The sequence below is a fragment of the Janibacter sp. DB-40 genome (assembly GCF_029510815.1).
Classification (GTDB): domain Bacteria; phylum Actinomycetota; class Actinomycetes; order Actinomycetales; family Dermatophilaceae; genus Janibacter.
Genome location: NZ_CP120360.1, coordinates 1,874,986 through 1,901,693, shown reverse-complemented (window position 1 = coordinate 1,901,693; position 26,708 = coordinate 1,874,986). Strand labels below are relative to the sequence as shown.

23 protein-coding genes are annotated in these 26,708 nt (G+C 72.0%); 19 read left to right on the top strand and 4 right to left on the bottom strand.

Annotated elements, in window-relative coordinates; all coding sequences use genetic code 11:
• Positions 1–183: 183 nt before the first annotated feature.
• The 7 genes from alaS (at position 184) to aroB (ending at position 8,253) form a co-directional block, all read left to right on the top strand.
• Positions 184–2,865: an alanine--tRNA ligase gene (alaS, locus tag PVE36_RS08985; protein WP_277451730.1), complete on the top strand. Its 2,682-nt coding sequence runs from the start codon at positions 184–186 to the stop codon at positions 2,863–2,865.
• A 7-nt stretch (positions 2,866–2,872) separates the two neighbouring features.
• The gene (gene ruvX, locus PVE36_RS08980; RefSeq protein WP_277451728.1) at positions 2,873–3,385 is read left to right on the top strand and encodes a Holliday junction resolvase RuvX; all 513 of its coding nucleotides are present in this window, start codon (positions 2,873–2,875) and stop codon (positions 3,383–3,385) included.
• Entirely contained in the window at positions 3,382–4,575 is a 1,194-nt protein-coding gene (mltG, locus tag PVE36_RS08975) for an endolytic transglycosylase MltG (protein ID WP_277451727.1), read from the top strand. Before ruvX ends, mltG begins: the two co-directional genes overlap by 4 nt.
• A 4-nt stretch (positions 4,576–4,579) precedes the next feature.
• Positions 4,580–5,401 carry a shikimate dehydrogenase gene (locus PVE36_RS08970; protein WP_277451725.1) on the top strand — a complete coding sequence of 274 codons (822 nt, stop codon included), beginning with the start codon at positions 4,580–4,582 and terminating at the stop codon, positions 5,399–5,401.
• A gap of 35 nt (positions 5,402–5,436) precedes the next feature.
• Complete coding sequence (aroC, locus tag PVE36_RS08965; RefSeq protein WP_277451724.1) at positions 5,437–6,666, top strand: chorismate synthase; 1,230 nt, start codon at positions 5,437–5,439, stop codon at positions 6,664–6,666.
• Positions 6,663–7,187, top strand: coding sequence for a shikimate kinase (locus tag PVE36_RS08960; protein WP_277451723.1), 525 nt, complete (start codon positions 6,663–6,665; stop codon positions 7,185–7,187). The genes aroC and PVE36_RS08960 overlap by 4 nt, the downstream gene beginning before the upstream one ends.
• A 67-nt stretch (positions 7,188–7,254) precedes the next feature.
• Positions 7,255–8,253 (top strand): 3-dehydroquinate synthase, encoded by a 999-nt coding sequence (aroB, locus tag PVE36_RS08955; RefSeq protein WP_277451721.1) that lies wholly within the window; start codon positions 7,255–7,257, stop codon positions 8,251–8,253.
• Between the two features lie 7 nt (positions 8,254–8,260).
• On the opposite strand, the gene PVE36_RS08950 is transcribed toward aroB, so the two are convergent.
• Positions 8,261–9,850, bottom strand: a complete 1,590-nt coding sequence (locus tag PVE36_RS08950; protein WP_277451720.1) for an FMN-binding glutamate synthase family protein — start codon at positions 9,848–9,850, stop codon at positions 8,261–8,263.
• 46 nt (positions 9,851–9,896) lie between these two features.
• Between PVE36_RS08950 and PVE36_RS08945 the strand changes: the two genes are divergently transcribed.
• The 5 genes from PVE36_RS08945 (at position 9,897) to PVE36_RS08925 (ending at position 14,710) form a co-directional block, all read left to right on the top strand.
• Entirely contained in the window at positions 9,897–11,165 is a 1,269-nt protein-coding gene (locus PVE36_RS08945; protein ID WP_277451719.1) for an alpha/beta fold hydrolase, read from the top strand.
• A gap of 74 nt (positions 11,166–11,239) precedes the next feature.
• The gene (efp, locus tag PVE36_RS08940; protein WP_277451718.1) at positions 11,240–11,800 is read left to right on the top strand and encodes an elongation factor P; all 561 of its coding nucleotides are present in this window, start codon (positions 11,240–11,242) and stop codon (positions 11,798–11,800) included.
• Positions 11,801–12,214 carry a transcription antitermination factor NusB gene (nusB, locus tag PVE36_RS08935; RefSeq protein WP_277241312.1) on the top strand — a complete coding sequence of 138 codons (414 nt, stop codon included), beginning with the start codon at positions 11,801–11,803 and terminating at the stop codon, positions 12,212–12,214.
• A gap of 28 nt (positions 12,215–12,242) precedes the next feature.
• A complete protein-coding gene (locus PVE36_RS08930) occupies positions 12,243–13,523 on the top strand; it encodes an AI-2E family transporter (protein ID WP_277451712.1) in 1,281 nt (426 codons plus the stop codon).
• Between the two features lie 14 nt (positions 13,524–13,537).
• Entirely contained in the window at positions 13,538–14,710 is a 1,173-nt protein-coding gene (locus tag PVE36_RS08925; RefSeq protein WP_277451711.1) for a GNAT family N-acetyltransferase, read from the top strand.
• Between the two features lie 5 nt (positions 14,711–14,715).
• Here PVE36_RS08925 and PVE36_RS08920 read toward each other — a convergent pair whose 3' ends face one another.
• Genes PVE36_RS08920 through PVE36_RS08910 form a run of 3 tightly spaced genes read right to left on the bottom strand, consistent with a single transcriptional unit; the run spans position 14,716 to position 17,269 of the window.
• On the bottom strand, positions 14,716–15,564 hold the full coding sequence (locus tag PVE36_RS08920) for a MetQ/NlpA family ABC transporter substrate-binding protein (RefSeq protein ID WP_277451709.1): 849 nt from the start codon (positions 15,562–15,564) through the stop codon (positions 14,716–14,718).
• A gap of 23 nt (positions 15,565–15,587) precedes the next feature.
• Positions 15,588–16,283 (bottom strand): methionine ABC transporter permease, encoded by a 696-nt coding sequence (locus tag PVE36_RS08915; RefSeq protein WP_277451707.1) that lies wholly within the window; start codon positions 16,281–16,283, stop codon positions 15,588–15,590.
• Positions 16,280–17,269, bottom strand: a complete 990-nt coding sequence (locus tag PVE36_RS08910) for an ATP-binding cassette domain-containing protein (protein WP_277455797.1) — start codon at positions 17,267–17,269, stop codon at positions 16,280–16,282. The genes PVE36_RS08915 and PVE36_RS08910 overlap by 4 nt, the downstream gene beginning before the upstream one ends.
• 174 nt (positions 17,270–17,443) lie before the next feature.
• Between PVE36_RS08910 and pyrR the strand changes: the two genes are divergently transcribed.
• From pyrR to PVE36_RS08875, 7 genes are read left to right on the top strand one after another with little or no spacing between them, the layout of a single operon-like run.
• Complete coding sequence (gene pyrR / locus PVE36_RS08905) at positions 17,444–18,028, top strand: bifunctional pyr operon transcriptional regulator/uracil phosphoribosyltransferase PyrR (RefSeq protein WP_277451704.1); 585 nt, start codon at positions 17,444–17,446, stop codon at positions 18,026–18,028.
• On the top strand, positions 18,025–18,999 hold the full coding sequence (locus PVE36_RS08900) for an aspartate carbamoyltransferase catalytic subunit (protein WP_277451703.1): 975 nt from the start codon (positions 18,025–18,027) through the stop codon (positions 18,997–18,999). Before pyrR ends, PVE36_RS08900 begins: the two co-directional genes overlap by 4 nt.
• Entirely contained in the window at positions 18,996–20,294 is a 1,299-nt protein-coding gene (locus tag PVE36_RS08895) for a dihydroorotase (RefSeq protein WP_277451702.1), read from the top strand. Before PVE36_RS08900 ends, PVE36_RS08895 begins: the two co-directional genes overlap by 4 nt.
• A complete protein-coding gene (carA, locus tag PVE36_RS08890; protein WP_277451701.1) occupies positions 20,291–21,478 on the top strand; it encodes a glutamine-hydrolyzing carbamoyl-phosphate synthase small subunit in 1,188 nt (395 codons plus the stop codon). The genes PVE36_RS08895 and carA overlap by 4 nt, the downstream gene beginning before the upstream one ends.
• The gene (gene carB, locus PVE36_RS08885; protein WP_277451700.1) at positions 21,478–24,828 is read left to right on the top strand and encodes a carbamoyl-phosphate synthase large subunit; all 3,351 of its coding nucleotides are present in this window, start codon (positions 21,478–21,480) and stop codon (positions 24,826–24,828) included. The genes carA and carB overlap by 1 nt, the downstream gene beginning before the upstream one ends.
• On the top strand, positions 24,825–25,721 hold the full coding sequence (locus PVE36_RS08880) for a dihydroorotate dehydrogenase electron transfer subunit (protein WP_277451699.1): 897 nt from the start codon (positions 24,825–24,827) through the stop codon (positions 25,719–25,721). Before carB ends, PVE36_RS08880 begins: the two co-directional genes overlap by 4 nt.
• Complete coding sequence (locus PVE36_RS08875; protein WP_277451698.1) at positions 25,721–26,701, top strand: dihydroorotate dehydrogenase; 981 nt, start codon at positions 25,721–25,723, stop codon at positions 26,699–26,701. The genes PVE36_RS08880 and PVE36_RS08875 overlap by 1 nt, the downstream gene beginning before the upstream one ends.
• Positions 26,702–26,708: the final 7 nt, after the last annotated feature.

The following is a 26,708-nucleotide window of genomic DNA, read 5'->3' as shown; positions in this document are numbered from 1 at the left end:
GATCCACCGACCCGGTGGGTAGGGTGAGGGCATGACCGTGCCTCTCGGACGACCACGACGGACCTCCGCGCGGCGAGCTATCCCGGGGTCGGCCCGCGCCTGAGGCGCCGGTCGCCCCCTTCGCTCCTGCCCGAGACATCCGCACCTGCTCTTGCAACAGCACCGATTGGACACGAGACACCCATGGAAACTGCCGAGATCCGGCGCCGCTGGCTGACCTTCTTCGAGGCGAGGGGACACACGGTCGTCCCCTCCGCCCCGCTGATCCACGAGGACCCGACCCTCCTCTTCGTCAACGCCGGCATGGTTCCCTTCAAGCCGTACTTCTCCGGGCAGGAGAGCGCCCCGTGGGCCCGCGCGACGAGCGTGCAGAAGTGCGTGCGCACCGGTGACATCGACGAGGTCGGCAAGACGAGCCGGCACGGCACGTTCTTCCAGATGAACGGCAACTTCTCCTTCGGTGACTACTTCAAGCGTGAGGCGATCGCCTTCGCGTGGGAGCTGCTCACGACCAGCCAGGACGACGGCGGCTACGGGCTCGAACCCGACCGCCTCTGGGCCACGGTCTACATCGACGACGACGAGGCCGAGCGGCTCTGGCTGGAGGAGACCGCCATCCCGGCCGAGCGCATCGTGCGCCGCGGTGAGCTCGACAACTACTGGAGCATGGGTGTGCCCGGCCCGGGCGGCCCCTGCAGCGAGATCTTCTACGACCGCGGCGAGGAGTACGGCGTCGACGGCGGGCCCGAGGTCGACGAGGACCGGTTCATGGAGATCTGGAACCTCGTCTTCATGCAGTACGAGCTCTCCGCCGTCCGGGCCAAGGACGACTTCGACGTCGCCGGGCCGCTGCCCGCGCAGAGCGTGGACACCGGCATGGGCCTCGAGCGCATCGCGAGCATCCTCCAGGGCGTCGACAACATGTACGAGATCGACGAGGTCTACCCGGTCCTGGAGAAGGCCGCGGAGATGACGGGACGCGAGTACGGCGCCTCCTCCGGGCAGACCGCCGGGGACTCCCACCCCGACGACGTCCACCTGCGGGTCGTCGCCGACCACGTCCGCTCCTCGCTCATGCTCATCGGCGACGGCGTCACCCCCGGCAACGAGGGACGCGGCTACGTGCTGCGCCGCATGCTGCGTCGCGCCGTGCGGGCGATGCGCCTGCTCGGGTACGAGGAGCCGGCCCTGCCGCACCTGCTGCCGATCTCGATGGAGCGGATGAGCGCCTCCTACCCCGAGCTGCGCACCGGCTTCGACCGGATCGCGCAGATCGCCTACGCCGAGGAGCAGGCCTTCCGCCGCACCCTGGCCCAGGGCACGACGATCCTCGACACCGCGGTCACGGAGACCAAGCAGTCCGGTCGCGACGTCCTGTCGGGGGAGAAGGCCTTCGCCCTCCACGACACGTACGGCTTCCCGATCGACCTCACCCTCGAGATGGCGGCCGAGCAGGGCCTGGCGGTCGACCGCGAGGGCTTCGTGCGACTCATGGACGAGCAGCGTCAGCGCGCCAAGGCCGACGCCCGGGCGAAGAAGGGCGGCCAGGCCAACACCGAGGTCTGGAAGCAGCTGCGCTCGCTCGGTGCCACGGACTGGCGTGCCTACGAGGAGCTGACCACCCACGGGTCGGTGGTCGGCCTCGTGCGCGACGGCGCGACGGTCGAGGAGCTCGAGCCGGGCCAGACCGGTCAGGTGGTCCTCGACCGGACGAGCTTCTACGCCGAGTCCGGTGGCCAGGTGGCCGACTCGGGCATCATCGTCGCCGACGGCACCCGCCTGCTCGTCCGGGACGTGCAGCGCCCGGTCAAGGGCCTCGTCGCGCACACCGTCGAGGTCGCCGACGGCCCCGTGCGGGTCGGGCAGGAGACGTCGGCGCAGGTGGACCCCGGCTGGCGGGTCGACGCCTGCCAGGCGCACTCCGGGACCCACGTCGTCCACGCCGCCCTCCGCCAGGTGCTCGGCCCGTCGGCGCTGCAGTCCGGCTCCTACAACAAGCCCGGCTACCTGCGCCTGGACTTCGCGTGGAACCAGTCCCTCTCCGCGGACGCCCGCGCCGAGATCGAGCACGTGGCCAACCTCGCCGTCCGGGACGACCTGCCGGTCTCCGCCGACTGGATGACCCTGCCCGAGGCCCGGGAGCAGGGAGCCCTCGCGCTCTTCGGCGAGACCTACGACGAGCTGGTGCGAGTCGTCGAGATCGGCGGCCCGTGGTCGCGCGAGCTGTGCGGTGGCACGCACGTGCGCCACTCCAGCCAGATCGGTGCGCTCACCCTCACGGGTGAGTCCTCCGTCGGCTCCGGAGTCCGGCGCCTCGAGGCCTTCGTCGGGATGAACGCCCTGCAGCACCTGGCCACCGAGCGGGCGCTCGTCGCCGAGCTGGCCGAGATCGTCAAGGTGCCCGCAGGTGAGCTCCCGGAGCGGGTCTCAGACATGATCGCCCGCCTGCGCGAGACGGAGAAGGAGCTGGAGAAGGTCCGTCGTGAGCAGGTCGCCGCCTCCGCGGGATCGCTCACCGACGGCGCGAAGGACGTCGCGGGCGTGACCTTCGTCGGACAGCACATCGCGGGAGCGTCCGGCGACGACCTGCGCCGCATGGTCACCGACACCCGTGGTCGGCTGGGGGAGGAGCGGCCATCGGTCGTGGCCCTCACCGGCGACGGCTCGGGCAAGCCGGTCGTCGTCGTCGCCACCAACGAGTCCGCCCGGGCGAAGGGGGTCAGGGCCGGCGCGCTCGTCCGCGTCGCCGCGCAGACGCTCGGCGGCGGGGGCGGCGGCAAGGACGACCTCGCCCAGGGTGGCGGCCAGGACGTCGGCAAGGTGTCCGAGGCACTCGCCGCCCTCGAGCGCGAGATCGGGGCCTGACCGGACCATGCGTACCGGAGCACGCCTGGGGATCGACGTCGGGGACGCCCGGGTCGGGGTCGCGACCAGCGACCCCGCCGGGCTCCTGGCGACCCCGGTAGAGACCATCGCCCGCGACCTCGAGCACGACAGCGACATCGACCGGGTCGTCGCCCTGACCGGCGAGCTGTCGGTCATCGAGGTGGTCGTCGGCCTGCCGCGCTCGCTCGATGGCGGGGAGGGGCCCGCCGCACGGCGCGTGCGGGACTGGGCGCAGGCACTGCGCCGGGCCCTCGGGGCGGCACCGATCGCGAACACGCCGGTCCGCCTGGTGGACGAACGCCTCTCGACGGTGGATGCTCATCGGGGTCTGCATGACAGTGGAGTGGCCGGGCGCAACCATCGTGAGGTGGTTGACCAGGCGGCTGCGGTGTTGATCCTGCAGACCGCACTGGACACGGAGCGCGCAACCGGTGGACCCCCCGGGGAACGGGTCGGTCGGCCGCGCCGACGCACACCGCGGAAGGGCGATGACGCATGACCAGGCTCGACGACAGGATCTTCGACGACGGTCGCGGCGCAGGCCACGACGAGCACGACGTCGTGCACCGGACCCGCGCGGAACGCCGCAGGGACCACCGGCGCGGGCGCCGAGCCCGCCATGACGGCGGGGGCCCCGGCCGGCGCCGTGCCGTGTCGGTCGTCGTGCTGGTCCTCGCGGGCGCGCTCGTCGTCGCGGCGGTGTGGTTCGCCTTCGGATCCCTGCGTTCGCTCCTGCCCGGTGGGGGAGAGCCGAACGACTACCCCGGTCCCGGCAGCGGGAAGGTCGAGGTGGTCATCGACTCCGGCGCGTCCGGCGCGATGATCGGCGAGACCCTCCAGGAGGCCGACGTCGTGAAGACCACGAGCAGCTTCACCGCGGTGGCCACGGCACAGCCGGAGCGGGCCGCCAAGATCCAGCCCGGAACCTACTCGATGCTGCAGAAGATGTCGGCCTCCGACGCCTTCGACCGGCTGCTCTCGCCGGAGAGCCGCATCGCCAAGGGCCTGACCATCCCCGAGGGGTTGTGGCGCTCGGAGATCTACGAGCGCCTGTCCGAGGGCACCGGTGTGCCCGTGAAGGAGTACGAGCAGGCCGAGGAGTCGGACGAGCTCCAGCTGCCCCCGCAGGCGGAGGGTGCGATCGAGGGCTGGCTCTTCCCCTCCACCTACGAGTTCGCCGACGACGCGAGCGCCGTGCAGCAGCTGAACAAGATGATCGGCCAGACGGTCGCTCAGCTGGAGGAGGCCGGGGTCCCGAAGGACGAGTGGGAGCGCACCCTCACCGTCGCCTCCATCGTCGAGGGCGAGGCCGGTGAGGCGGACCGCCACAAGGTCGCCCGCGTGGTCGAGAACCGGCTCGCCGACCCCACGGGCCCGACCCGCGGGATGCTCCAGATGGACTCCACGATCCACTACATGCTGCAGAAGCGGGGGACGGTGACGACCTCCGACAAGGAGCGCAACACCGACAGCCCGTACAACACGTACAAGAACCAGGGCCTGCCTCCCGGGCCGATCAACAACCCCGGTGCCGCCGCCATCGACGCCGCGGGCAACCCGGCCGAGGGCGACTGGCTCTTCTTCGTCACCGTGGACCCGTCCACGGGGGAGACGAAGTTCGCCGAGACCGAGGCCGAGCACCAGCAGAACGTGCAGGAGTTCTGCCGCAACACCGGTAGCTGCGAGTGAGGTGATGACCGTCCGCGCCGGCGTCCTGGGATCCCCGATCGGTCACTCGCTGTCCCCGACCCTGCACCGGGCCGGGTACGTGGCGGCGGGGCTGACCGAGTGGAGCTACACGGCGCACGACGTGGACGAAGGGGGGCTGCCCCCCTTCGTCGCGGGGCTCACGCAGGAGTGGCGCGGCCTCAGCCTGACGATGCCGCTGAAGGTCGTGGCCGGCGATCTCGCCGAGACCGTCACCGACACCGCCCGGGCCGCGCGAGCGGTCAACACGCTCGTGCGCACGGGCACCGGCTGGGCCGCGGACAACACCGACGTCCACGGGATCACGGCCGCCCTGCGCGAGGCCGGTGTCGACGGCCTCGACCGCGCCACCGTCGTCGGCTCCGGCGCGACGGCCCGCTCGGCCCTGCTGGGACTGGTGGGGCTGGGAGCCACCCACATCACCGTCGCGGCCCGCAGGCCCGAGCGGGCCGAGGCACTGCGCGACGTCGCGGACGTGACGCTCGAGGTCGTCCCCCTGGCTGACTGGGCGCGCACCGGTGCCCGGGCCGTGGTGTCGACGCTCCCGGGCGGGACGGCGAACGGAGCAGCGGCGGGTCACGTCGACGAGGACCTCACGGGCGCGACCCTCCTCGACGTCGTCTACGCGGACTGGCCGACGCCCCTGGCCCGCGCGGCCAGCGGCTGCGGCGCGCAGGTCGTCTCCGGTCTGGAGATGCTCGTGCACCAGGCCGCGCGGCAGTTCGAGCTCTTCACCGGCGTGGCCGCCCCCGTGGCGGCGATGCAGGCTGCCGGTCGCGCCGCGCTGGGTCACTCCCCGGACGCCTGACTCGGCCCCTCCGCCGGGATGCGAGGATCTGTGCCATGTTGCGTTGGTTGACCGCCGGTGAGTCGCACGGACAGGCCCTCGTGGCGACCCTCGAGGGACTGCCCGCGGGCGTCGAGGTGACGACCTCGGACGTCGCCGACGCCCTGGCCCGTCGCCGTCTGGGGTACGGGCGCGGGGCCCGGATGACGTTCGAGCGGGACGAGGTGACCTTCCTCGGGGGCGTGCGCCACGGGCGCACCCTCGGCTCCCCCCTCGCCGTGATGATCGCCAACACCGAGTGGCCCAAGTGGGAGGCGGTCATGGGCGCCGACCCGGTCGACGAGTCCGCGCTGCGTGCCTCGAACGACATCGGTGCCGAGAAGGAGCTCGCCCGCAACAAGGCCCTGACCCGCCCGCGGCCCGGTCACGCCGACCTGGTCGGCATGCAGAAGTACGGCTTCGACGAGGCCCGTCCGGTGCTCGAGCGCGCCTCGGCCCGGGAGACCGCCGCCCGGGTCGCCCTCGGCGAGGTGGCGGAGCGCTTCCTCGAGCAGGCCTACGGCATCCGCCTCGTCGCGCACACCGTGGCCATCGGCGAGGGGGAGGCGCCGGCCGACGGTCCGCTGCCGACCCCCGACGACGTCGCGGCGCTCGACGCGGACCCGGTGCGGGCGATGAGCCGCGAGGGCAGCGAGGCGATGGTCGCCGAGATCGAGGCGGCCAAGAAGGACGGGGACACCCTCGGCGGTGTCGTCGAGGTGCTGGCCTACGACGTGCCCCCGGGGCTGGGCAGCCACGTCCACTGGGACCGCCGTCTGGACTCGCGGCTCGCCGGCGCCCTCATGGGCATCCAGGCGATCAAGGGGGTCGAGGTCGGCGACGGGTTCACGACCGCGCGCCGGCGTGGCTCGGCCGCGCACGACGAGATGGAGCGCGACGCCGACGGGACCATCCGTCGGCGCACGAGCCGTGCCGGCGGGACCGAGGGCGGGATGAGCACCGGGGACGTGCTGCGCGTGCGCGCCGGCATGAAGCCGATCAGCACCGTCCCGCGGGCCCTGGACACCGTCGACGTCACGGGGACCGACCCGGCGACGGCGATCCACCAGCGCTCCGACGTCTGCGCCGTCCCGGCGGCAGGGGTGGTCGCCCAGGCCATGGTCGCCCTCGTCCTCGCGGAGGCCTGCGTGGAGAAGTTCGGCGGGGACTCCGTCGCGGAGACGGCGCGCAACCACCGTGGCTACCTCGAGTCGATCCCCCAGCTCATGCGGTCGTGGGACGCATGAGCGCCGCCCTGTCCGGCCCCTGGGTCGTCGTCATCGGTCCGCCCGGTGTGGGCAAGTCCACCGTGGCTGCCGGGATCGCCGAGCGCACCGGACGTCAGGTCGTCGACACCGACCGGCTCGTCGAGGAGCGCGAGGGCCGGTCGGTCCCGGACCTCTTCATCGAGAACGGCGAGGAGTACTTCCGCGAGGCCGAGCAGCGCGCCGTCATCGACTCGCTGGCGCAGGAGGGCATCGTCCTCGCGCTCGGTGGGGGTGCCCCGATGACCCCCGCGGTCGCCGAGGCCCTCGCCGGGCACCGGGTCCTCCTCCTCGACGTCGGGATCGCCGACGCGGCCAAGCGCATCGGCTTCGACCGCTCGCGCCCGCTCCTCGCCGTCAACCCCCGCCAGGCGTGGATCCGCACGACCGAGGCCCGTCGTCCCACGTACGAGGCTCTGGCGACCTGGCGGATCGACACGGCCGGGCGGGACGCCGAGTCCGTCGTCACCGAGTCGCTCTCCCTGCTGGAGGGCCGCGCATGAGCGAGGTGACGACCATCCCCGTCGGGGGGACTACGACGTCCTCGTCGGGCACGGGGTCTCCTCCCACGTGGCCGACGTGCTGCCCGCCGGCGTCGCCCGCGTGCTCGTCGTCCACGGCGCACCGTTGGCCACCCTTGCCGCCCCGGTCGTCGCATCCCTCCGCCGGGCCGGGCTCGACGTGCACGTCGCGGCCGTCCCCGACGCCGAGGCGGCGAAGACCGTGGAGGTCGCGAGCGGTCTGTGGGCACGCATGGGGCAGGCCGGCTTCACCCGCAGCGACGCCGTCGTGGCCGTCGGCGGTGGCAGCGTCACCGACCTCGGCGGCTGGGCCGCTGCCGCCTGGCTGCGCGGCGTCGCCGTCGTCCACGTCCCCACCACCGTCCTCGGCATGGTCGACGCCGCCGTCGGCGGCAAGACCGGCATCAACACCGCCGAGGGGAAGAACCTCGTCGGCGCCTTCCACACCCCCGCTGCGGTCCTGTGCGACCTCGACCACCTGCACACGCTCCCTCCCGCCGACCTGGCCGCGGGCCTGGCCGAGGTCGTCAAGGGCGGCTTCATCGCCGATCCGCGGATCCTCGAGCTGGTCGAGGCCGATGCGGCCGGTGTGCAGGACCCCGGCTCGCCCGCGCTGCGCGAGGTCATCGAGCGCAAGATCGCCGTCAAGGCCGCGGTCGTCGCCGCGGACCTGCGGGAGTCGAGCCTGCGCGAGATCCTCAACTACGGGCACACGCTCGGTCACGCCGTCGAGCACCACGAGCAGTACCGCATGCGGCACGGGGAGGCCGTGGCCATCGGGATGGTCTTCGCGGCCGAGCTGGCGCACCGGACCGGTCACATCGACGCGGCGCTGCTGCACCGGCACCGCTACGTGCTCGGCCTCCTCGGGCTGCCCACGACGTACGCGCGGGCCGACTTCGACGACCTGCTCGCCGCGCTCCGCAGGGACAAGAAGACCCGTGGCGCCACCCTGCGGCTCGTCGTGCTCGACGGGCTCGCCGCGCCGACGCGCCTCGAGGGCCCACCGGAGGACCTGCTGCGCGAGGCCTACGCGGCACTCGCCTGACCCCTGATCACGGCACTGCGTGCCGTGCCCCCGGCTGCGGGTGCGCGAGCCGGTGCGTCTCACCGTGCGTCGCCGAGCGGGACATGATGTCGACGATCTGCGCGGCGTCGTCCTCGCCGAGGGTCCCCCACCCGGGCCGGTAGCCGTAGATGTCGCCGAGCGGGACCGCCGTGCGCTCACCATGGAGGATCTCGACGTCGTCGACGGTGAGCAGGCCCGGGTGCCAGACCCCGCACGCCTCGGAGACCTTGAGCAGGTCACGCCGCAGGGTGCGCACGTAGTTGTCGAGGCGGTTGGCCTTGAGCGTCGGGTCGAGGCCGCGCTCGAGCCACGGGTTCTGCGTCGCGACGCCGACGGGGCACCTGTCGGTGTGGCACTTCTGCGCCTGGATGCACCCGATGGCGAGCATGGCCTCGCGGGCGACGCTGACCATGTCGGCCCCGAGCGCGAAGGCGACGAGGGCGTTCTCGGGCAGACCGAGCTTCCCGCTGCCGATCCAGGTGACGCGGTCGGTCAGGCCGGCCTCGGCGAAGAGCGAGTACACCCGGGTGAAGGCCAGGCGGTAGGGCAGCGCGACGGCGTCGCTGAAGACGAGGGGCGCCGCGCCGGTCCCCCCTTCGCCCCCGTCGATCTGGATGAAGTCGACGCCCCGCTGGCCGTCGGCCATGTGCTCGACGAGGCCCTCCCACAGGTCGTTGCCACCGACCGCGGACTTGATCCCGACCGGCAGGCCGGTCTCCTGGGCGATCAGCTCGACGAAGTCGAGCATCGAGTCGACGTCGTCGAACTCGGTGTGCCTCGCCGGACTGACGCAGTCCTGGTCCAGCGGGATGCCACGGGTGCTGGCGATCTCCGGGGAGATCTTCTCCGCGGGGAGGTGACCGCCCAGCCCGGGCTTGGCGCCCTGGCTCAGCTTGATCTCGATCGCCCGAACCGGTGCGGACTCGACGACGTCCTTGAGCTGCTTCAGGTCGAATCTGCCGTGGGCGTCGCGACAACCGAAGTACGCGGTGCCGATCTGGAAGATCAGGTCGCCGCCCTGGCGGTGGTGGGGCGAGAGGGAGCCCTCGCCGGTGTTGTGCATGATCCCGGCGTGCTCGGCGCCCTTGTTCAGGGCCTCGATGGCGTTCCCGGAGAGGGAGCCGTAGCTCATGGCGGAGATGTTGACCACCGATCGGGGACGGAAGGCATGGCGGCGTCCGCGGGGTCCGCCGAGGATCTTCGCCGAGGGCAGCTCGACCCGGTCGGAGTCCTTGACCGAGCTGGACGCGGCCACGTCCGAGAAGGTGCGGTGCTTGAAGATCGGGTAGCCCTCGACCCGTTCGATGTCGTTGTCGGTACCGAAGCCGAAGTAGTTGTTCTCTCTCTTCGCCGAGGCGTACACCCACGAGCGTTGGTCCCGGCTGAAGGGACGCTCCTCGTCGTTGCTCGTGACGATGTACTGGCGCAGCTCCGGTCCGATCTTCTCCAGCGCGAACCGCGCGTTGGCCACGACCGGGAAGTTGCGCTTGAGCGTGTGCGTCTTCTGGAGCAGGTCCCGGGTGGCGAGCCCGGCGGTCCCGGCGGCGAACGCGAGGAGGAGGGACTTCGGCTTCATACCAACCATCCTGCACCCTGGCGTGACGTCCTGCGAGGATGGGTGCGTGAGCGCTTCCCGGCCCCGGCTGCATCCGTGGTGGACGAGGGGTGCCGTCGTCCTCGTGCTCGCCCTCGTCGCGAGCGTCCTGCTCTGGCGATCCGGCCCGCCCGAGGGAGCCGTCCCGCAGGAGCGGGCGCCGGAGGGGGCCGGCTTCTACGAGCCGCGTCCCGAGCAGGTGTCTGCCGGGGAGCACGGCAGCCTGATCTGGTCGCGCCGGATCGTCACCGGGCCGACCATCGGAGGGACCACGCACCTGCTCCTCTACCGCTCGACGAGTGCGAAGGGGGAGACCGTGGCCGTCTCCGGGGTGGTCTCCACACCCGCGGGCGACCCGCCCGAGGGCGGCTGGCCGGTGATCGCGTGGGGCCACGGGACCACCGGGACGGCCGACCGGTGCGCGCCCTCACGGTCCGCGGCCGACCAGCAGACCGGCGTCTACACCGCGGCGATGGACCGGATGACCGCCGGGCTCGTCGAGGACGGCTACGCCGTCGTGCGCACCGACTACGAGGGCCTGGGCACCCCGGGCCCGCACCCGTACCTCATGGGCCAGTCGGCCGGTGCAGCCATGGCCGACATCGTCCTGGCGGCCCACGAGCTCACGCCTGAGCTGTCCGACGAGTGGGTCGCGATGGGCCACTCCCAGGGAGGGCAGGCGGCCTTGTTCACCAGTCGCTTCACGGGCGCCTACACCTCCGGGCTCGACCTGCGGGGCATCGTCGCACTGGCCCCGCCGAGCCAGCTGGGCGCGGTCGTCGAGATGGTGGGCGGAGGGCGCTCCGCCTCGCGGGCCGAGGAGGAGGCGCAGGAGCGGGCTGCGTCCACCTCGTCCACCGCCACCTTCCTCGGGCCGCTCCTCGTCGCCGCTGCCCGTACCGGCGACGTGCCGCTCGAGCAGGTGGTGAGTCCGCAGGGCCGGGACCTGCTGCCGCACCTGGAGGAGCGGTGTGTCGCCGAGTTGTTCCGACCCGACTCCTTCGGGGGCGTCGACGTCGAGGACTTCCTGGCGGTGGAGGCCGACCTGGAGCGGCTGGGCCGGGTCGTCGGGACCAACGACGCGGCCGAGCTGCACCCGCAGGTCCCGGTCGTGCTCGTCCAGGGCACCCGGGACACCACCGTGCCGCGGCTGCTCAGCGACCGCCTCGCCGAGCAGTACCGCGAGCGGGGGGCCGACCTGGAGTACGTGACGGTCCCCGGGGCCGACCACGTCTCGGTGCTCGACGAGGCCGCACCGACGGTGCGCACGTGGGTGACCGGCGCCTTCGACGGTTAGGATGCTGGGCGGCCCTCGGGCGTCGGACGGGCGCGCGGGGATGACAACGACTCCGACGCGAAGGCGAGCAGCACGTGGCAACGACGAACGACCTCAAGAACGGCATGGTCCTCAACCTCGAGGGGCAGCTGTGGACCGTCGTGGAGTTCCAGCACGTCAAGCCCGGCAAGGGCCCGGCCTTCGTGCGCACGAAGCTGAAGAACGTCACCAGCGGCAAGAGCATCGACAAGACCTTCAACGCCGGCACCAAGGTCGAGACGTCGAACGTCGACAAGCAGACGATGCAGTACCTGTACAACGACGGCACCGACTTCATCTTCATGGACCCGGGCACCTTCGACCAGATCCCCGTCACCCCCGAGGTCATGGGCAACGCGAGCAAGTTCCTCCTCGAGAACAACGAGGCGGTCGTGGCCCGGCACGAGGGCAACGTCCTCTATGTCGAGCTGCCGCCGTCGGTCGAGCTGGAGATCACCTACACCGAGCCGGGCCTGCAGGGCGATCGCTCCACCGGCGGCTCCAAGCCGGCCACCCTCGAGACCGGTGCCGAGATCTCGGTGCCCCTCTTCCTCGAGCAGGGCACCCGCGTCAAGGTCGACACCCGCGACGGCTCCTACCTCGGCCGCGTGAACTGAGTGAGCGCACGGACCAAGGCCCGCAAGCGGGCCGTCGACCTGCTCTTCGAGGCGGAGTCACGGGAGATCAACGCCGGTGAGCTCGCCCGGGAGCGGGCCGAGCGACCGGTGACCCCGGCACCGCTGAACCCCTACACGATCACCGCGGTGCAGGGTGTGGTCGCGCACTGGACCGACATCAACGACGCCCTGACGACCTACAGCCAGGGCTGGGGCCTCGACCGGATGCCCGACGTGGACCGGGCGATCCTGCGCCTGGGCGCCTGGGAGATCCTCTACAGCGAGGACGTGCCCGACGAGGTCGCCGTCAGCGAGGCCGTGGTGCTGGCCACGGAGCTGAGCACCGACGAGTCACCACGATTCATCAACGGTCTGCTCGCGCGGATCGTCGAGGTCAAGCCCACACTCGTCTGAATCACCCCCATCCGCCCAGGAGGCCGCAGTGCAGACGCAGGACACAACCCACCCCCCACCGCGTGATCGTGGTGCGGTCATCGGGGACGGGTTCACCCGGCTCGCCCGCTGGTCCCTGCGGCTGCTGCTCATCGCCGTCGGTGCCGCCCTGGTCGGCTGGCTCGTCGGTAGGCTGTGGGTCGGCATCTTCCCGGTCCTCCTCGCCCTCATCGTCGCCACCGTCCTGTGGCCGGTGACGGCATGGCTGCGACGTCACCGGGTGCCCTCGGCCCTGGCCGCGGTCCTCGTCCTCCTCGGCTCGCTCATCGTCTTCCTCGGGGTGATCGGAGCGATCATCCCGACCGTCGTCAGCCAGGCCGGTGAACTGGCCGACTCCGCCGCGAAGGGTCTGCAGAGCCTGCAGGACTGGCTGGCGAAGCCCCCCTTCAACCTCGACAGCCGCACGGTCGACGACGGAGTCTCCCGGGCGACGCAGTGGCTGCAGGACCAGGGTGGACAGATCGCCTCCGGGGCGCTGGCCGGTGCCTCGGCCGTGGGTAGCGGTCTGGTCACGCTCGTCCTCGTCCTCGTCCTGGTGTTCTTCTTCCTCAAGGACGGGCCGGACTTCCTCCCCTTCGTCCGCCGGACCGCGGGCGAGCGGCCCGGCGACCACCTCACCGAGGTCTGCACCCGGGCGTGGAACACCCTCGGGGGCTTCGTGCGCACCCAGGCGATCGTGGCACTCGCCGATGCCGTGCTCATCGGGGTCGGGCTGCTGCTCCTCGGTGTCCCGCTGGCGTTCGCACTCGCGGTGCTGACCTTCTTCGGAGCCTTCATCCCGATCATCGGTGCCTTCGCCGCGGGCGCGCTCGCCGTCCTCGTCGCGCTCGTCGCCAACGGGCCGATGACCGCGTTGTTCGTGCTGGCGCTGGTCGTCGCCGTCCAGCAGATCGAGGGCAATGTCCTCCAGCCCTTCCTCCAGGGCCGCTCGATGGACCTGCACGCGGGCATCATCCTGCTCGCGGTCACCGTGGGGAGCACGATTTTCGGTATCGTCGGGGCTTTCCTCGCGGTCCCGGTCGCGGCGGTCGGCGCCGTCGTCGTGCGCTACCTCAGCGAGCAGGCCAACCTGCGGTCCGGGTCGGTGCGAGCACAGGAGGTGCGCCCGGACACCGACGAGGGCAGACGGGCGGCGGAGCGGGCCGAGCGCTCCTACCTGCGGGCGCTCAGCGCCGTCGACGACCAGGGCCGCCCCCGGTCGGCCTCCGACGCCCCGTTCGCCCCACCACCCGGCCCGCTCGCCCGGGCCCTCGACCGCCTCCTCGGCTGACCGGACCCAGGAGCATGACTCCCCCGCACCTGCCGGTGCGACCGATCGCGCCGGACGACCCGGCGGTGGCCGCCCTCGCCGCGATCGAGGAGGCCGCCGGCCCGATGTTCGCCGAGGTCATGGACATCTCGCACTGGTCGCCGGCGCCCTCGGGTGAGCAGCGGCTGCAGCGCCCCGGTTTCGTCCTCGTCGCCGGGGACCCACCGGTCGGGTTCGCCCACGTGCTCGATCTCGGCGGCCACGCGCACCTGGACCAGCTGTCGGTGCACCCGGACCACATGCGACGGGGGACCGGGCGCGGACTCGTCACCACCGCGCAGGCCGAGGCCGCCCGACGGGGCCACCCCTCGATGACGCTGTCCACCTTCGCCGACATCCCCTGGAACGCGCCCTTCTACCGGCAGCTCGGGTTCCGGGAGATCGACGAGCGCGACGCACCCGAGCCCGTCCGGGAGCTGCGGGAGCGCGAGCGCTCGGCCGGACTCGACGGGGGAGGGCGCCGGGTCATCATGTCCGTCCACCTCGCGACGAGCACCGTCGAGCCGCGGCCGGCGGTCAGCGTCATCCCGCTGCGGGACGGCCCCGACGGCGTGGAGGTCTTCGTCCAGCACCGGCAGAGCACCATGGACTTCGCGGCCGGCGCCGTCGTCTTCCCGGGGGGCCGGTGCGACCCGGGTGACGTGGCCGCGGGGGCGGGGATCCCCCTTCGCCCCGAGGTCGAGGCCGAGCACGTCCGGCGCTGGGGCCGCTGGAGCCCGACGCCCAGCGACCCCCTGGAGCACGCCCGGACGCTGCTGGCGACGGGCCTGCGTGAGCTCGAGGAGGAGACGGGACTGGTCGCGCCGCCCTCGGCACTGCACCCCTGGGACCGCTGGATCACGCCGGCGATCGTCCCGAAGCGCTTCGACGTCGCCTTCTACGTCCTCCCCGTCCCGCACGAGGCACCGGGACAGCCGCAGCACCGCACGAGCGAGGCGACCCGGTCGGGCTGGGAGCCGGCGGGGCGCCTGCTCGCCGACCTCTCCGCCGGCCGCCTGACGATGCTCACCCCGACCCGCGTCATCCTCGAGGAGATCGTCGCCCTGGGTGCGGTCGCCACCGTCGTCGGCCACCGTCCGGTCATCACTGGGGTACGCGACGACCGGCCGGACGGCCGTCCCCGGGCGAGCGATCCGTCCGGACCCTGACGCGATCAGAAGGCGGGCAGGACCTCGCCGTTCGGCCACGTCTTCTCGATGTAGGCCTCGACCTCGGGGGAGTGCAGCAGTTCGTCGAGGGCCACGAGGGCCTCGTCGTCCTTGTTGGCCTGCTGGACCGCGACGAAGTTGGCGTACGGGCTGTCCTCGCCCTTCTCGACGAGGAGCGCGTCGTCGACGGACAGGCCGGCCTCGATCGCGTAGTTGCCGTTGATGACGGCGGCGTCGAGGTCCTCGAGCGAGCGGGGTAGCTGGGCCGCGGCGGTCTCGACGAACTCGAGGCCCTTGGGGTTCTCTGCGATGTCGTTGACGGTCGCGGTGGTCGCGTCGGTGCCCTCGGCGAGCGTGATGACACCTGCGTCCTCGAGGAGGACGAGCGCGCGACCCTGGTTCGACGGGTCGTTGTTGATGCCGACCTGACCGCCCTTCGGCAGGTCCTTCACGTCCTCGATCGAGGCGGAGTGGAGGGCGAAGGGCTCGATGTGGACGCCCGAGAAGTGGGCGAAGTCGTAGCCGCGGTCCTCGACCTGCTCCTCGAAGTAGGGCAGGTGCTGGTAGTAGTTCGCGTCGAGGGTGCCCTCGGAGAGCTGCACGTTGGGCTGGATGTAGTCGTCGAAGGTCTGGATCTCGAGGTCGATCTTCCGGTCGGCGGCCAGGTTGGCGTCGACGTACTCGAGGATCTCGGCGTGCGGTGTCGCGGAGGCGCCGACCGTGATCGTGGTGACGCCGTCCTCACCGGTCTCGGGCCCGGCGTCGTCGTTGCCACCGGCGCCGCAGCCGGTCAGGACCAGTGCGGAGACGGCGAGGAGCGCAGCGGCGCGCGAGGTGTGGCGAAGGGGGGACATGTGTTCCTCTCGGTGGGTGCGGGTCAGCGGTGGTCGAGGCGACGGGCGACGAGGTCGCCGACGACTTGGACGAGGGTGACGATGACGACGAGCAGGACGACGCAGGCGATCATGACGTCGTACTCGAAGCGGTTGTAGCCGTAGATGATCGCGACGTCTCCGAGACCGCCGGCGCCCGCGGCACCGGCCATCGCGGTGTAGCCGATGAGGGCGATGAGGGTCGTCGTCAGACCGGCCACGAGGCCCGGCAGCGACTCGGGCAGGAGGACCTTGCGCACGGTCTCCCAACGGGTCGCGCCCATCATGAGGGCCGCCTCGACCGTGCCGGGTGAGACCTCGCGCAGCGAGGTCTCGACGAGGCGGGCGTAGAAGGGCACGGCTCCGATGGTCAGCGGGACGCAGGCGGCCTGCCAGCCGATGGATGTCCCGACGACCCAGCGGGTGAACGGGATGATCGCGATCATCAGGATGAGGAAGGGCATCGACCGGCCGAGGTTGACGGCCGCACCCAGGACGTTGTTCGTCCCCCGGTGGGGGAAGATCCCGCCGGGGGAGGTGCCGTGGAGGAGCACGCCGACAACCACCCCGAGGACCGCGGTCAGGACGCCGGAGACCCCGGTCATGGCGAGGGTCTCGAGCGTGGCCTCGGGGAGCTGCTGGTGGAGGACGGGGTTGTCGAGCCAGCGTGACTCCGTGGTGAGCCCGGCGAGCGAGATCATGCGGCCACCTCCGGGGCGAGCCGTGCTGCGTCGAGGAGGGCCACGGCGGTGTCGAGGCGGCGCGCGTCGCCGACCTCGAGCTGGATGCGGCCGACCCGACGGCCGCCGATGGTCTCGAGGGTGGCTGCGGTCACCTCGGCCGGGACGTCGTTGTCCCGCAGGAGCGCGAGCACCTGGTCGACGCTCGACGCGCTCGCCCGTGGCTGCCCGAGGGCGACCGTGACGTGTGCCGCCCTCGCCTCCGTCGGTACGGGCGGAAGGGGGATGAGGTCGTGGTGCAGCCGCGTGCCCGGGTCGGTGACCACCTCGGCGATCGTGCCGGTCTCGAGGAGCGACCCGTCACCGAGAAGCGTCACCGCGTCGCAGACCTCGCGGACGACCTGGGGCTCATGGGTGATGATCACCACCGTGATCCCGAGGCGGTCCCGCAGGCCCCGCAGGAATCCGAGGACCTGCCGCGTGGTCGTGGCGTCGAGGGCGGACGTGGGCTCGTCGCACAGGAGGATGTCCGGCCGCGGGGCCAGGGCACGGGCGATCCCGACCCGCTGTTGCTGGCCGCCGGAGAGCTGGGCCGGGTGGTTGTCCGCTCGGTCGGCCAGGCCGACGAGGTCGAGCAGCTCGGTCACGCGTGCGGCGCGCTCGGCCCGTGACCAGCCCGCGATCTCCAGCGGGAGGGCGATGTTGTCGGCTGCCGAGCGGGAGTCGAGGACGTTCGCGTGCTGGAAGACCATCCCGAAACGGCGGCGGGCGGCACGCAGGGCGCGGCCACTCAGTCCGGTCACGTCGGTGCCGTCGAGCACGACACGGCCGCTGGTGGGCTGCTCGAGGCCGGTCAGGCAGCGGATCAGCGTCGACTTGCCGGCGCCGGAGCGGCCGACGATGCCGTGGATGGAGCCTCTCGGGACGGACAGGGTGATGTCCTCGAGGGCGACGACGGGGCCGCTGGGGGAGGGGAACTCCTTGCGCAGGCCCTGGAGATCGAGCAGGGGTGGGGCGGTCACCGAAAAATAATAAGAGGTTATGGGAGACATAACCAAAACAATGGTGTGATGAATGAGGTGGACCGTGGTGCGGCGGGCCCGCCGGGAGCGGTAGGGTCGAGCCGACCGACATCCTTTAACCGCTGTCCCGTGAGGCAGAGAAGGAGGTCTACGACACCCATGTGTCCGGACTCACCGCCCCCGCAGGCCACTGACCACCCCCCGGCCGACCGCGAGGTCCTCAGCGCCGGTGACATCTCCCGGGCGCTGCGCCGCATTGCCCATGAGGTCGTGGAGCGCAACAAGGGGGCCGGCGACGTCGTCCTCCTGGGGATCCCCAGCCGCGGCGTGGAGCTCGCCCGGCGTCTGGGCGCCCTCATCACCGAGATCGAGGGCAGCGAGGTGCCCGTCGGCTCGCTCGACGTGACGATGTACCGGGACGACCTGCGCGGTCGCCCGACGAAGACCCCGCACCAGACGCACTTCCCCTCGACCGGGGTCGACGACCGCGTCGTCGTCCTCGTCGACGACGTGCTCTACTCCGGCCGCACCGTACGGGCCGCCCTCGACGCCCTGGCCGACTACGGTCGCCCGCGCTCCGTGCGCCTGGCCGTGCTCGTCGACCGCGGGCACCGGGAGCTGCCCATCCGAGCCGACCACGTCGGCAAGAACCTCCCGACGTCCCACTCCGAGCGCGTGACGGTGCGCCTGAGCGAGCACGACGGCGTCGAGGACTCGGTGAGGATCTCGAGGGGGGAGCGATGACCAAGCACCTGCTGTCCGTGTCCGACCTCGACGACGACGCCCTGCGCTCCGTGCTCACCACCGCCGCGGAGATGCACGACGTGCAGCACCGCGCGGTCAAGAAGATCCCGACCCTGCGCGGCCGCACGGTGATCAACCTCTTCTTCGAGGACTCCACCCGCACCCGCTCCTCCTTCGAGATCGCCGGCAAGTGGATGAGCGCCGACACGATCAACATCACCGGCAAGGGCTCCTCGGCCTCGAAGGGGGAGTCCCTGCGCGACACCGTGCGCACGATCGCCGCGATGGGCGTGGACGCGATCGTCATGCGCCACCAGGCCTCCGGAGCCGCCCACCAGGTCGCCGGCTGGTTCGACGAGTCCGGGGTGGCGACCTCGGTCCTCAACGCCGGCGACGGCACGCACGAGCACCCCACCCAGGCCCTCCTGGACGCGTACACCCTCGAGCAGCGCCTCGGCACGCTCGAGGGCAAGCGGATCGCGATCGTCGGTGACGTCACGCACTCGCGGGTCTTCCGCTCCGACGTGCTGGCCCTGCCGCGGCTCGGGGCGCACGTCACCGTGGTCGCACCGCCCACGCTCATGCCGAGCGGGGTCGCGTCCTGGGCCGCCACCGACGGCTTCGCCCTCGCCGACGACCTCGACGAGGTCATCGACTCCGGCGTCGACGCCCTGATGATGCTGCGCGTGCAGCGCGAGCGGATGGCCGGCGGCTTCTTCCCCACTCCTCGGGAGTACACGGTCGGCTACGGCCTGACCCGCGACCGGCTCACCGCCCTGACGGCGCGCAACCCCGAGGCGGTCATCTGCCACCCCGGCCCGATGAACCGCGGCCTGGAGATCGCGGCCGACGCCGCGGACGCGGCCAGCAGCCTCGTGCTCGACCAGGTCAGCGCCGGGGTCGCCGTGCGCATGAGCGTCCTCTACCACCTCCTGGCCTCGGACGGCACCGTCGAAGGGAGCGCCGCATGAGCGAGCTGCTGATCACCGGCGCGGCCGTTCTCGGAGGAGACCGGGCCGACGTCCTCGTCCGTGACGGCCACGTCGTCGCCGTGGGCACGAGCGCCACCGAGACCACCTCCGGCGCGGAGCGCGTGGACGCCGACGGACTGGTGCTCCTGCCCGGCTTCGTCGACCTGCACACGCACCTGCGCCAGCCCGGCCGCGAGGACGCCGAGACGGTGCGCTCCGGGTCCGCCGCCGCCGCGGCCGGCGGCTTCACCGCCATCCTGGCGATGGCCAACACCACGCCGGTGACCGACACGGGTGAGGCCGCCGAGCACGTCCTCGACCTCGGCGTCGCCGCGGGTCTCGTCGAGGTGCAACCGGTCGGGGCGGTGACCAAGGGGCTCGAGGGCGCCGAGCTCGCCGAGCTGGGCCTGATGCACCGCTCCCGCGCCCGGGTGCGGGTCTTCTCCGACGACGGCAAGTGCGTCCACGACGCCCGGGTGATGCGCCGTGCGCTCGAGTACGTGCGTGCCTTCGACGGCGTGGTCTCCCAGCACTCCCAGGACCCGTCGCTGGCCGGCCCGAGCGCCTGCTGCCACGAGGGCGAGATCAGCGGACGGCTCGGTCTGACCGGGTGGCCCGCGGTGGCGGAGTCGAGCATCATCGCGCGCGACGCGGAGCTCGCCCTCCACACCGGCTCCCGCGTCCACGTTGCGCACGTCACGACCGCCGAGGGGGTGGAGGCCGTGCGCTGGGCCAAGTGGCGCGGGGCCCGCATCACCGCGGAGGTGACCCCCCACCACCTGCTGCTGACGACCGATCTGCTGCGCACCTACGACCCGGTCTACAAGGTCAACCCGCCGCTGCGACCGCAGGAGGACGTCGACGCCCTCCGTGCGGCGCTCGCCGACGGGACCATCGATGCGGTCGCCACCGACCACGCCCCGCACGCCCGGCACGACAAGGAGCACGCCTTCCCCGACGCCGCCTTCGGGATGCTCGGGCTGGAGACGGCCTTCTCCGTCGTCCACGACGTGATGGTCGCGTCCGGCCTCATGGACTGGGCGACACTGACCGAGCGGATGTCCACCACCCCTGCCCGCATCGCGGGACTGGGCGGGCACGGGCAGGCCATCCGCCCGGGATCGCCCGCCAACCTCGTCCTCGTCGATCCCCGTGCCGAGGTCACCGTCGACCCCGGTGCGTCGCTGTCCCTGTCCCGCAACACCCCCTTCGCCGGGCGCACCCTCACCGGTCGCGTCCGCACCACGATCCTGAACGGCCGCATCACGGCAGCCGACGGAGAGGTTCGCCCATGATCACGAACTCAGCCACCCAGCCCGCTCTCCTCGTCCTGGAGGACGGCCGGACCTTCTCGGGCAGCGCCTACGGTGCCGTCGGCGAGACGGTCGGCGAGGCCGTCTTCAACACCGGCATGACCGGTTACCAGGAGACCCTCACCGACCCCAGCTACCGCCACCAGGTCGTCGTCATGACCTCCCCCCACGTCGGCAACACCGGCTGGAACGACGAGGACGACGAGTCCGGCCGCATCCAGGTGAGCGGGTACGTCGTCCGCGATCCCGCGATCCGTCCGAGCAGCTGGCGCTCGCGTCGCAGCCTGGAGAGCGCCCTGGCCGAGCAGGGCGTCGTCGGCATCGGCGGAATCGACACCCGGGCCCTGACCCGGCACCTGCGCGAGCGCGGGGCGATGCGCGTCGGCATCTTCTCCGGCCCGGCCCTCGTCGACGAGGGGAGCCTGCTCGAGCGGGTCCGCTCCTCGCCCGAGATGACAGGGTCCGCGCTCGCCGACGAGGTGAGCACGCGCGAGCCCTACGTCGTCGAGGCGAAGGGGGCGAAGCGCTTCACCGTCGCCGCCGTCGACCTCGGGATCAAGACCATGACCCCGGTCCGCCTCGCCGAGCGCGGGATCGAGGTCCACGTCCTGCCGGCCACCTCGACGATCGCCGACGTGAAGGCGGTCGCTCCGGACGGACTGTTCTTCTCCAACGGTCCGGGCGACCCCGCCACCGCCGGGCAGCAGGTGGAGCTGCTCCGGGACGCCCTGCGCGAGGGCCTGCCGTACTTCGGCATCTGCTTCGGCAACCAGCTCTTCGGCAGGGCACTGGGCTTCGGCACCTACAAGTTGAAGTACGGGCACCGCGGTATCAACCAGCCGGTGCTCGACCGCTCGACCGGCAAGGTCGAGGTCACCGCCCACAACCACGGCTTCGCCGTCGAGGCCCCGCTCGACGAGGTGACCGCCACCCCCTTCGGCGCGGCGAGCGTGAGCCACGTCTGCCTCAACGACGACGTCGTCGAGGGGCTGGAGCTGCGCGAGCCGGACGGCCCCGCAGGGGGAGCCGGCCGACTGCTCGGCTTCTCCGTCCAGTACCACCCGGAGGCGGCGGCGGGCCCGCACGACGCCGCCTACCTGTTCGACCGGTTCGTCGACCTGCTCGAGACCGCCGGCACCACGACCACCAAGGAGAACCAGGCCTGATGCCCAAGCGTGACGACATCCAGTCCGTCCTCGTCATCGGCTCCGGCCCGATCGTCATCGGCCAGGCCTGCGAGTTCGACTACTCCGGCACCCAGGCGTGCCGCGTCCTGCGGGAGGAGGGGATCCGGGTCGTCCTGGTCAACTCCAACCCCGCGACGATCATGACCGACCCCGAGTTCGCGGACGCCACCTACATCGAGCCGATCACCCCCGAGGTGGTCGAGAAGATCATCGCCCGCGAGCGCCCCGACGCCGTGCTGGCCACCCTCGGCGGGCAGACCGCGCTCAACACCGCGATCGCCCTGCACGACGCGGGTGTGCTCGCGAAGTACGACTGCCCGCTCATCGGTGCCAGCGTCGAGGCGATCCAGCTTGGCGAGGACCGCCAGCGGTTCAAGGGCGTCGTCGAGCGCTGCGGGGCCGAGTCGGCCCGCTCGATCATCTGCAACGCCGACGACGCGCCCGCCGGCTCGACGCCCGGTGAGGAGGTCCGGTACGCGCTGGACAAGACCCTCGCGGCCGCCGAGGAGCTCGGCTACCCGGTCGTCGTGCGCCCCTCCTTCACCATGGGCGGCCTCGGTTCCGGCTTCGCCTACGACGAGGAGGACCTGCGGCGCATGGCCGGGGCCGGCCTGCAGGCCAGCCCGACCACCGAGGTGCTCCTCGAGGAGTCGATTCTCGGCTGGAAGGAGTACGAGCTGGAGGTGATGAGGGACAACGTCGACAACGTCGTCGTGGTGTGCTCGATCGAGAACCTCGACCCCATGGGCGTGCACACCGGTGACTCGATCACCGTGGCGCCGGCGTTGACCCTCACCGACCGCGAGTACCAGCGCATGCGTGACGTCGGCATCGCCGTCATCCGCGAGGTCGGTGTCGAGACCGGCGGGTGCAACATCCAGTTCGCGGTCAACCCGGCCGACGGGCGGATGATCGTCATCGAGATGAACCCCCGCGTCTCCCGCTCCTCCGCTCTGGCGTCCAAGGCCACGGGATTCCCGATCGCGAAGATCGCGGCGAAGATGGCGATCGGCTACACCCTCGACGAGGTCCCCAACGACATCACCCGGGAGACACCGGCGAGCTTCGAGCCGGCCCTGGACTACGTCGTCGTCAAGGTCCCGCGATTCGCCTTCGAGAAGTTCCCCGCGGCGGACCCGACACTCACGACGACGATGAAGTCGGTCGGCGAGGCGATGGCCATCGGCCGCAACTTCACCGAGGCGCTGCAGAAGGCGCTGCGTTCCGTCGAGCGCACCGGATCGGCGTTCCACTGGGACGGCGAGGAGCCGACCATCGAGGAGGCGCGCGCACTGCTCGAGCAGTCGAGGGTCCCCACCGACGGCCGGATCGTCCAGGTCCAGCAGGCCATGCGCGCCCGCATCCCGGTCGAGGAGGTGCACGAGGCGACGAAGATCGACCCGTGGTTCCTGGACCAGATGGCGCTGATCAACGACCTGGCCCAGCAGATCCACGACGCAGAGGAGCTGGACCCGCAGCAGCTGGCCCTGGCCAAGCGCCACGGCTTCTCCGACGCCCAGATTGCGCGGTTGCGCCGGATGGACGAGTCGGTCGTGCGTGGGGTGCGGCACGCACTCGGGGTGCGCCCGGTCTACAAGACCGTCGACACCTGTGCCGCCGAGTTCGCCGCACTCACGCCCTACCACTACAGCTCCTACGACGAGGAGAGCGAGGTCGCGCCGCGCGAGCGGCCGGCGGTGATCATCCTCGGTTCCGGGCCGAACCGGATCGGCCAGGGCGTCGAGTTCGACTACTCCTGCGTCCACGCGAGCTTCGCGCTGCAGGACGCGGGCTACGACACGGTCATGGTCAACTGCAACCCGGAGACGGTCTCGACCGACTACGACACGAGCAGCCGCCTGTACTTCGAGCCGCTGACGCTCGAGGACGTCCTCGAGGTCATCCACGTCGAGAGCAAGGCCGGACCCGTCGCCGGGGTCATCGTCCAGCTCGGGGGTCAGACGCCGCTGGGTCTGGCGAAGGACCTCAAGGCGGCCGGGGTGCCGATCGTCGGGACCTCCCCTGAGGCCATCGACCTCGCCGAGGACCGCGGTCACTTCGGCCGGGTCCTCCACGAGGCCGGCCTGAACGCACCCAAGCACGGGACGGCCTTCAGCGCCGAGGAGGCCGTGGAGATCGCCCGGGAGATCGGGTACCCCGTCCTCGTGCGCCCCTCCTACGTCCTCGGTGGCCGCGGGATGGAGATCGTCTACGACGACACGACGCTCAGCGAGTACGTCACCCGCGCGGCCGTCGCCTCGCCGGAGTACCCGATCCTCGTCGACCGGTTCCTCGACGACGCGATCGAGATCGACGTCGACGCGCTCTACGACGGCACCGAGATGTACCTCGGCGGGATCATGGAGCACATCGAGGAGGCCGGGATCCACTCCGGTGACTCCAGCTGCACCCTGCCGCCCGCGACGCTCGGCGCGAGCGAGCTGCAGCGCGTGCGCGAGGCGACGCTCGCGCTCGCCGAGGGCATCGGGGTCCGTGGGCTGATGAACGTGCAGTTCGCCCTCGCCCAGGACGTCCTCTACGTCCTCGAGGCCAACCCCCGGGCCTCGCGCACCGTCCCCTTCGTCGCGAAGGCGACGGGGGTGCCGATCGCCAAGGCTGCGGCACGGGTCATGCTCGGGGCGAGCATCGAGGAGCTGCGGGCGGAGGGCATGCTGCCGCACGAGCTGGACGGAGGGTCCATGCCGGCCCACGCGCCGATGTCGGTCAAGGAGGCGGTGCTGCCGTTCAAGCGCTTCCGCACCGCGGAGGGCGAGGTCGTCGACTCCCTCCTCGGCCCGGAGATGCGCTCGACCGGTGAGGTCATGGGGATCGACGCCGACTTCGGTGCCGCCTTCGCCAAGAGCCAGCTGGGGACGCTCTCGACCGGACTGCCGACCTCGGGGACGGTCTTCGTCTCCGTCGCCAATCGCGACAAGCGGGCGATGATCTTCCCGATCAAGGTCCTCAGCGACCTCGGCTTCCGCATCCTCGCCACGCAGGGAACCGCGGATGTCCTGCGGCGCAACGCGATCGAGTGCGAGGTCGCCACCAAGCACTCCGAGCGCGCCGAGGGGGAGGTGAGCGTCGTCGACCGGATCCTCGCCGGTGAGGTCGACGTCGTCTTCAACACCCCCTCCGGGCAGCACGCCCGCGCGGACGGCTACGCCATCCGTGCGGCGACCACGGCGATGGACAAGCCGATCGTCACGACCGTCCAGCAGCTCGGGGCCGCGGTCCAGGCCATCGAGTCACGGATCAACGGCGAGCTGGACGTCAAGGCGCTGCAGGAGCACGCGCGCGACCTCGACCTGTACGGGGCGCACCGGTGACGCGCACCATCGCCGCCCGCGAGGGCGCCGGGGTGGTCCAGGTCGAGGCCGAGGTCCTCGGCAACGTCGCCGCCGGCGCGTACCGGCACCTCACGCTCGTCACCCCCGGCCTGGCCGAGCTGGCCCGCCCGGGGCAGTTCGTCGCCCTGTCCGTGGGGGACGGGACGAGCTCGATGCTGCTGCGTCGCAGCTTCTCCATCCACCGGGTCTCCCCGGCCGGGACCTACGGCGGCACGACCGAGATCGTCGTCGCGGCGCACGGTGCCGGCACCCGCGCCCTCACCGCGCTGGAGCCGGGGGAGAGCGTCGGGGTCATCGGCCCGCTCGGACGGGGGTTCCCGCTGCCGTCGCAGCCCGTCCCCTGCGTCCTCGTCGGCGGCGGGTACGGCTCGGCGCCGCTCTTCTGGCTCGCGGAGCAGCTGCGCGAGCGCGGATGCCCGGTCGAGATGGTCCTCGGCGCCGCGTCCGCGGACCGCCTCTTCGGTGTCGTGGGGGCGCGGCGGGTCGCTGACGGGGTCACCGTGACCACCGACGACGGCTCCGCCGGGGTCCGGGGATGGGTCTCGGACGTCGTGCCGGACCTGGTCACCCGCACGGGCGCGGGGGTCGTCTACGGCTGCGGGCCGATGGGGATGCTGCGCTCCCTCAGCGCCATAGCCGACGAGCACGGCATCGTCGCGCAGGTCGCCGTCGAGGAGGCCATGGCCTGCGGCGTCGGGATCTGCATGACGTGCGTGATGCCGGTCCGCGGCGAGGACGGCACCACCACGATGGTGCGCAGCTGCCTCGACGGCCCCGTCCTGCGCGGTGACCGGGTGCGGTGGGAGGCCTTCGAGGACGGGTACTGCCGCGTCCCCGAGGACGCCGTCGGCGCCCCGAAGGCGGTGCGCTGATGGGGGCGCCGACCACCACGGGTCCCGTCGACATGTCGGTCGACCTCGCGGGCGTGCGCCTGCCGGGCCCGATGATGACCGCGAGCGGGTGCGCCGCCAACGGTCGCGAGATGCACCGCTTCATCGACATCACCCAGCTGGGTGCCTTCGTGACGAAGTCGGTCAAGCTCGACCCCGTCTCCGGGCGGGGCACCCCCCGCATGGCCGAGACCCCCTCGGGCATGCTCAACTCGATCGGCCTCCAGGGTCCGGGCGTGACCGCCTTCGTCGAGAAGGACCTCGCCTGGTTGCACTCCATCGGGGCCAGGGTCGTCGTGTCCATCGCGGGCGGCACCGCCTCGGAGTTCGCCCGGGTCGCCCGGGCGGTCGTGCGCAGCCGGTACGCGAGCGCCGTCGCGGCGATCGAGGTCAACATCTCCTGCCCCAACGTCGCCAACCGCGGCCTGGTCTTCGCCTGCGACCCGGGCGGTGCCCACAAGGTGCTCACGCTCGTGCGCGAGGAGGTCCCGCGCGGTCTGCCGATGCTGGCAAAGCTCAGCCCCGACGTCACGGACATCGTGGAGATCGCCGATGTCGTCCTCCGGGCCGGCGCCCACGGCCTGACGATGATCAACACCACGCTCGGTGTGGCCATCGACACCGACCGGCTGCGCCCGCACCTCGCGGCGGCGACCGGTGGTCTGTCCGGTCCGGCGATCCGCCCGACGGCCGTGCGGGCCATCTGGCAGGTGGCCGGTGCCATGCGGGAGGGCCGGATCAGGACGGCGCCCATCGTCGGCGCCGGGGGAGTGCGTCACGGCAGGGACGCGCTGGAGCTCGTCGCGGCCGGCGCCAGCGCCGTCCAGGTCGGGACCGCCGCCTTCAACGACCCAACCGCACCCCACCGCGTCGGTGTCGAGCTGGAGCAGCTCGTCGCCGAGCACGGCTTCGACCGTCTCGCCGACGTCGTCGGCATCGCCCACGAGAGGTTCACCGCGTGAGGTGCAC

Coding starts and splice junctions, on each gene's coding strand:
- alaS (WP_277451730.1), top strand. CDS start 184: ATGGAAACTGCCGAGATCCGGCGCCGCTGGCTGACCTTCTTCGAGGCG.
- ruvX (WP_277451728.1), top strand. CDS start 2,873: ATGCGTACCGGAGCACGCCTGGGGATCGACGTCGGGGACGCCCGGGTC.
- mltG (WP_277451727.1), top strand. CDS start 3,382: ATGACCAGGCTCGACGACAGGATCTTCGACGACGGTCGCGGCGCAGGC.
- PVE36_RS08970 (WP_277451725.1), top strand. CDS start 4,580: ATGACCGTCCGCGCCGGCGTCCTGGGATCCCCGATCGGTCACTCGCTG.
- aroC (WP_277451724.1), top strand. CDS start 5,437: ATGTTGCGTTGGTTGACCGCCGGTGAGTCGCACGGACAGGCCCTCGTG.
- PVE36_RS08960 (WP_277451723.1), top strand. CDS start 6,663: ATGAGCGCCGCCCTGTCCGGCCCCTGGGTCGTCGTCATCGGTCCGCCC.
- PVE36_RS08950 (WP_277451720.1), bottom strand. CDS start 9,850: ATGAAGCCGAAGTCCCTCCTCCTCGCGTTCGCCGCCGGGACCGCCGGG.
- PVE36_RS08925 (WP_277451711.1), top strand. CDS start 13,538: ATGACTCCCCCGCACCTGCCGGTGCGACCGATCGCGCCGGACGACCCG.
- PVE36_RS08920 (WP_277451709.1), bottom strand. CDS start 15,564: ATGTCCCCCCTTCGCCACACCTCGCGCGCCGCTGCGCTCCTCGCCGTC.
- PVE36_RS08915 (WP_277451707.1), bottom strand. CDS start 16,283: ATGATCTCGCTCGCCGGGCTCACCACGGAGTCACGCTGGCTCGACAAC.
- pyrR (WP_277451704.1), top strand. CDS start 17,444: ATGTGTCCGGACTCACCGCCCCCGCAGGCCACTGACCACCCCCCGGCC.
- PVE36_RS08900 (WP_277451703.1), top strand. CDS start 18,025: ATGACCAAGCACCTGCTGTCCGTGTCCGACCTCGACGACGACGCCCTG.
- PVE36_RS08895 (WP_277451702.1), top strand. CDS start 18,996: ATGAGCGAGCTGCTGATCACCGGCGCGGCCGTTCTCGGAGGAGACCGG.
- carA (WP_277451701.1), top strand. CDS start 20,291: ATGATCACGAACTCAGCCACCCAGCCCGCTCTCCTCGTCCTGGAGGAC.
- carB (WP_277451700.1), top strand. CDS start 21,478: ATGCCCAAGCGTGACGACATCCAGTCCGTCCTCGTCATCGGCTCCGGC.
- PVE36_RS08875 (WP_277451698.1), top strand. CDS start 25,721: ATGGGGGCGCCGACCACCACGGGTCCCGTCGACATGTCGGTCGACCTC.